This window comes from Escherichia sp. E14V7 (assembly GCF_004212225.1).
Taxonomy (GTDB): Bacteria; Pseudomonadota; Gammaproteobacteria; order Enterobacterales; family Enterobacteriaceae; genus Escherichia.
In genome coordinates this window covers 134,831-140,830 of record NZ_RHJJ01000012.1, presented here as the reverse complement: position 1 = coordinate 140,830, position 6,000 = coordinate 134,831, and the positions used below count along the sequence as shown (strand labels likewise).

The following is a 6,000-nucleotide window of genomic DNA, read 5'->3' as shown; positions in this document are numbered from 1 at the left end:
GCGTCCGAGAACCAGTTCACCGCCATCAAGGTTCAGGGTGCTGCCAACATCGCTGCGCAGATAATCGGAACTCTGACTCATACCATTCAGGTCAAATGTCGCGCCTGACGCCAGCACCAGACCGCCATCTGTCCCCAGCGCATTATCGGCTCCGGCAACCAGCGTCCCGCCGTTTACGTAGGTGTCACCACTATAAGTGTTGGAGACGTTGAGGATCAGCGTACCGTCGCCTGCTTTGGTCAGTGTTTTACCATCCCAACCAGTGGAGCTGTTGGCATCCACATCCGTCAGCGCGGTATTCAGCGTGAAGCTACCATCCGGGTTGCTCAGGGTAAACGTGCCGTGCGCATCGGTAGCGGCGTTATCCACATCCGCATACCAGGAGAGTGAGGTCGTCAGTTCGTACTGTGTGTCATCCGCAGGGTTAATGCGGCTGTCAACCGTCAGGAAGTCGGTTTCTTTGGCCTCGATTCCGGCGACGGTCAGCTCTTCAAAATCACCGCTGATGGCGCTGTCGGCATCAATCAGAGTGAAGGTGTAGGGATCGTGAGTCAGTGGATCTTTAATATTGCCAATGCCGGTGATATTCAGCGTGCCGTCCAGCGAGGCACTGTCAGCGATGACCAGCGGGCTGGTCGCATCCGGCGCCAGGCTGATGTTCAGCGTACTGTCATCCTGTTGAACAAAGGCGTCAACTGCCAGCGTCGAGCCCGCCACCAGCGAGGTGGTACCAGCGCTGTATGTTGTAAAGTTCGCCAGCACGTACTGCCCGACTGCGTTCAGATTCAGCGTGGCATGATTATCCACATCGCCAGTGCCCAGAGCCGCGACATGATCAGCATTCAGCGTTCCCTTCTCAATCAGCGTACCGCCACTGTAGCTGTTAGCATTTGTAATAGTGATGGTGTTGGCATCCTGTTTCACCACTTTACCTGCGCTCGCGTCTACAAGGTTGTCGCCATCATACATGGCGTAGTCGCTAATCACGTTACCGCTGTTCAGCGCCCAGTTATCCGTACCGCCCAGATACAGGGCGCCGCCATCAACAACATTGCCTGTACCCAACGCCGGGGCGTTCATCACGGTGAGGCTGCTGTCCTTACGGATGGTCCAGGTGCCGCTAAAATCATCGTTGTCGCCGCTGACAGTGAGCGCACTCTCTGCCCAAATGCTGCCGCTGCCGCTGAGATTATTACTCAGTTCACCAGCTGGTGCGTTCATTTGTAACGTCCCGTCAACCACTATGTTCCCAGTGCCGAGAGCCGCATTCCAGCTATACACGTCGGCATACTGCTCGATATCAATTGTCGCACTCAGCCCGCTGAGATCGCTTTCCTCGTCAATATCCAGCGAGCCATAGATATCCAGCAAACCACTACCGGTAACTGTCCCTGATATTTCCGAAGTTTGATGAATGTTGCGTCCGAGAACCAGTTCACCACCATCAAGTTTCAGGGTGCTGCCAGCATCGCTGCGCAGATAATTGGAACTCTGACTCATACCATTCAGTTCAAAGGTCGCACCTGACGCCAGCACCAGACCGCCGTCTGTCCCCAGCGCGTTATCCGTTCCGGCAATCAGCGTCCCGCCGTTAACATAGGTATCGCCACTATAAGTGTTGGAGGCGTTGAGGATCAGGGTACCTTCACCTGCTTTGGTCAGTGTTTTACCGTCCCAGCCGGTGGTACTGTTGGGGACAACATCAGCCAGCGCAGTGTTCAGCTCAAAACGGTCCCCTGGACCACTGAGAGTAAAGGTGCCGTGGGCATCGGTGGAAAGATGACTGATATCCGCGTACCAGGTCAGCGTACTGGTCAGTACATACTGAGAATCATCAGTGGCGCTGATCTTTCCGCCGATCGTCATAAAATCGACCATCCCCGCATCCATCCCACCAATAGTAATATTGTCAAAATTACCGGTGATACTGTTGTCGGCATCAATCAGGGTGAAGGTATAGGGATCGTGTGACAGAGGAGCGGAGATATTGCCAATACCGGTGATATTCAGCGAACCGTCAATATTTACCGTGTCGGCGGTGATAACAGGGCTGGTGACTCCATTCCCCAGCGTGATATTCAGCGTGCTGCCATCCTGCTGGTTGAGAGAGGTTGCATCAAGCATGGTTCCGGCAGCCAGCGAGGTGACGCCACCGTTGTGTGTGGTGACATCTCCCGCCACATACGTACCGAAGGCGTTGAGGTTAAGCGTGGCGGAGTTATCAATATCACCCGAACCCAACGCTTTCAGGTCATTGGCATTGAGTGTACCGCCACTAATGACTGTGCCACCGCTGTACGTCCCTCCACGGGTCATCGTCAGCGAACCATCTCCGGTTTTCACCAGCGAACCGCTGCCCTGCAATGACCAATTCTGTGTTCCCTGCTCGCCATCCATCGTCAGGATCCCCTGATTGACCACCGCGCTATTTTGGCCCTTCAGCGTACCACCTTCGTTGATGAGTGTGTTCCCTGCCAGGACACCGCCACTGCTGACGCTAAGTGTACCCTTACGGTTTACCGTAGTGTTAGTGGCAGTCCCGCTATTATTAACGCTAAGAGAAGCACTATTTTCCAGTAACACATTACTGGCTGTGTGGCTGGCAGCGTCAATACTAAAAGCACCATTGACGTTAGTTCCCTTCACAGTGGCATCAGTACTGGTAATAAGTCCGGCCCCCACGGCCTGATTGACCTCTGTTGCGGTGCCTCCATCCAGAACAAGTAACATCCCTTTATTGGTCACCTTCGTGGCGGATCCACCTGAACTAACACGCAACTGACCACCGCTGTTATTCAGGGATTCAATTGCAATGCCACCGGCCAAAACCTGTTGATCACTGCCGTTGTTGATTGTGGTATTAATGGCGGTGCCGCCAGAGGAAACAAATTGTCTGGCATTATTTAGCGTGGTGTCTGTCGCGATACTATTTTCATAAATAAACTGAGAGCTATCCACACCATTTAACGTAGTGCCAGTTGCAGTCCCGCCATCAAAGAGATACTGATCACCACCATTTACCGTAGTATCTGCCACAGTTCCGGAAGAATACACATTCTGTTGACCGCCTTTGCTGATTGTCGTGCTTGTGGCGCTCCCCCCCGCGGCGAGATGTTGAGTTCCGCCGCTGTTTACCGTGGTATCCGTAGCAAATCCGCCTGAGGAAACGAACTGCTCACCTTTGTTGTTTATTGTCGTCCCTGTGGCGGTACCGCCGGAGTAGATTTCCTGATTACCGCCATTTATCGTGGTATCTGAGGCGATACCATTCTGTGAAATCCGCTGAAAACCATATTCGTTTATGATGGTATTCGTTGCGCTACCCCCCCCCCCGAAACGTACTGATAACCGAAGTCTTCTATCGTGGTACTCGTCGCGATACCACCTGAGAGGATAGTCTGGTGACCGCGGTCTGCCGTGGAACTGATGGCGATACCGCCTGAAGAAACATACTGCCAGCCCCCCGAATTTATCAAAGTCCCCGATGTCGTGCCACCAGAGTAAACTTTCTGAATTCCTTTAGTGTTCACCACCGTGGTGATTGCCACACCGCCGTTGTTGATATTTTGGGTGCCTTGTTCCACAACCTCACTGGTAACTGTTGCATCCGTCACTTCCGCCGTAAAGGCCGCCTGAGCGTTGATCGGGCTTAATGCCAACAGCACCATTGCCGCCACTGACCGTACCTGGGTTTTCATCTGGCTATCGCCACGTGAAAATTCAGAGGCGACAACATACATATTTCGTGCCGCACTCCAGACAATGTTATAGGTTTTATTCATGAATTAGTCCTTTAGGCTAAGGGCGGCGCGTTCGTCGCTCAGGGTTTGATGGAGCCGATGGATAATGCGGTTAACTTGCTGGCCGGTAATAAGTCGAGAACATTCGTATTGCCGGTCGGTACCCTTATGACGCGGGCACCATAAAAAATCTTCGTGGTCAAAATCGATGCTTACGTCATCCCAGCAGCCGTGGCAGCCGTGTGAGTTGAATACCCGCCACGGGGTATAGAACTCGCTTTGCGGATCGGTAAAACCACTAATCAACACCACCGGGATGTGACAACTCCATGCCAGCCAACTCAGGCCACTGCTCAGACCGACAAAAAAGTCCGCGTGACGCAGGAGATCTACCCGCTGTTGTAACGGCAGCGCACCGGTAAAATCCTCTGCACCGTGGGGAATGTGGTTCCAGACAAAACCAGAGCCGTAATGTGCTTCCTTATCAATACACAGCACCCGATAACCCAACGTTTTCAGCTCAGCCACCACCTCCGACCAGCCATGACCGTTGTTCCAGTATTTCGCCTGGCAAGAGGACTGGGTGGCGATACAAACGTAGGGTTCATCAATGACACGCGGTGCATCGAGCTTCAGCCGAGGTGGTTCTTCTTGCGGCGGAACGCCGAGGATATAGCCTGCAATGCGGGTAAAACCGACCTGACGAAAATCCAGCGGCTGATGAGTGTCGTTAGCTTCGAAGTACAACCCGATGCGGTAGCTGGCGTAGGGATTATGAGTTTTAATGGTTTCGCGCGTGGAGAACTGTATTTCAGGGTACTGTTCGTGGAGCAGTTCGATAATTTCTGCTCCCATCACACACTCCAGTTGACACTGATGCTGCTGGCGAAAACGTTCGGCATATGGAAACCAGCCAAGGAGATCGCCTAACGTTCCGGTGGGGAAATGAATAATGACCGATTTGTCTCGCAGATCCTGCTCGACATCCAGTACCGGCGTGGATTCATCCTCCTTAAAGACCTGAATACGAAAATCAACGAAGTACTTTTTACCGCTCAATACCCAGCCTTCATTGGACTGGCAGGTAAATAAAACATTACCGGAAGCGTCGTCGATTAAATTAACCAACCAGTTACCCGGAGGGAGTTTGACGCGCGCGCCATCATTGAAATCGTAGCGAATGCCGTGTAGGGATTTTTGAGTGGGGACATAAGGTGCATTAGCAAAAGATTGCAGCAACGCTTTAGTACCTACAAAGGTATCATCATTACTCACTGTAAAATTCCTTTTTAATTAAAGTTCAATAAAACGCCTTATTTTTAGGAAGAAAACAAACTCACCCATTATGATTTTTCATAACAGATAATTTTTATCTCAACACTCAGGTGATAAACATATACTGCACGCAGCATAAATTAATGAAATTAGCGCAATATATCCCCTACCCATGACAAGCATTGAAAAATAGCTAAAGCATTCATCAGAGTAAAATGTTTTTTATTTTTTGCGCTAGCACACCCCAACCATTGATATTTAACCAACGACTTAAATTCATTATCATCAACCAGTTATTGATTAGTTGTTTCTATATTAATTTTTCATCTTCCGTTCACTAACCAATAGTAAGCCACTGTTACCCGCCTGATACAATGTGTCAAAAACAGTCTTCATGACGCTTTGAAAAATGAAAAAAATCCAATAAAATCAATAAAATACAAACAATATGATTATTTTTTACATTCCTATAAAATACATGCAATACAAAAATCAATAAAAAAAAACCATTACAACCCATGCCAATACACTTTATTAGCAATAATCTACCATGAGCGACACGCCCTCCAGAAAATAGATATTAAAAATAGTGACACTTTATTTAAATAAAGTCATATAGTTTTTATAGATCGATAAATAAAAATCGATCTATAAAATAGATCGATCTATCTGAAGAATAATTCCCGTAGTGCTTATGAAGATAACTGAAATACTTAAAAAGAAAGCTAAAAACATTTACAGCATTACTTACCATATGATTTTTAACCAAAAAAAATATGCTTTCCATCTTAAAAACCACAGAGGGAGAAGATACCCGACGTTGATTCATAAGAAAGAGAGAAAGCCATTTTCGTATAAAATTATAAATATCAAGAATACTTCCACACAAACAAAACACAAGAATCATACATGGCATCAATTTAATATCTCTATATATTCATATAAATATTAGCAGGAGTCGTAAAATAGTGTTTAGTATGTTGAT

3 protein-coding genes are annotated in these 6,000 nt (G+C 48.7%); all 3 read right to left on the bottom strand.

Going from position 1 to position 6,000, the window contains the following annotated elements; genetic code table 11:
- The coding region (locus D9741_RS14195; RefSeq protein ID WP_205712979.1) for an autotransporter-associated beta strand repeat-containing protein at window positions 1-3,036 on the bottom strand (3,036 nt) is incomplete at its 3' end.
- A 263-nt stretch (window positions 3,037-3,299) separates the two neighbouring features.
- Window positions 3,300-3,782, bottom strand: a complete 483-nt coding sequence (locus tag D9741_RS23790; protein WP_130214569.1) for an ESPR-type extended signal peptide-containing protein — start codon at window positions 3,780-3,782, stop codon at window positions 3,300-3,302.
- A gap of 3 nt (window positions 3,783-3,785) precedes the next feature.
- Window positions 3,786-4,979 carry an autotransporter strand-loop-strand O-heptosyltransferase gene (locus tag D9741_RS14185; RefSeq protein WP_276319952.1) on the bottom strand — a complete coding sequence of 398 codons (1,194 nt, stop codon included), beginning with the start codon at window positions 4,977-4,979 and terminating at the stop codon, window positions 3,786-3,788.
- Between the last annotated feature and the right edge of the window lie 1,021 nt (window positions 4,980-6,000).

Excerpts from the sequence above, each read along its gene's own strand:
- D9741_RS23790 (WP_130214569.1), bottom strand. The coding sequence starts at position 3,782 with ATGAATAAAACCTATAACATTGTCTGGAGTGCGGCACGAAATATGTAT.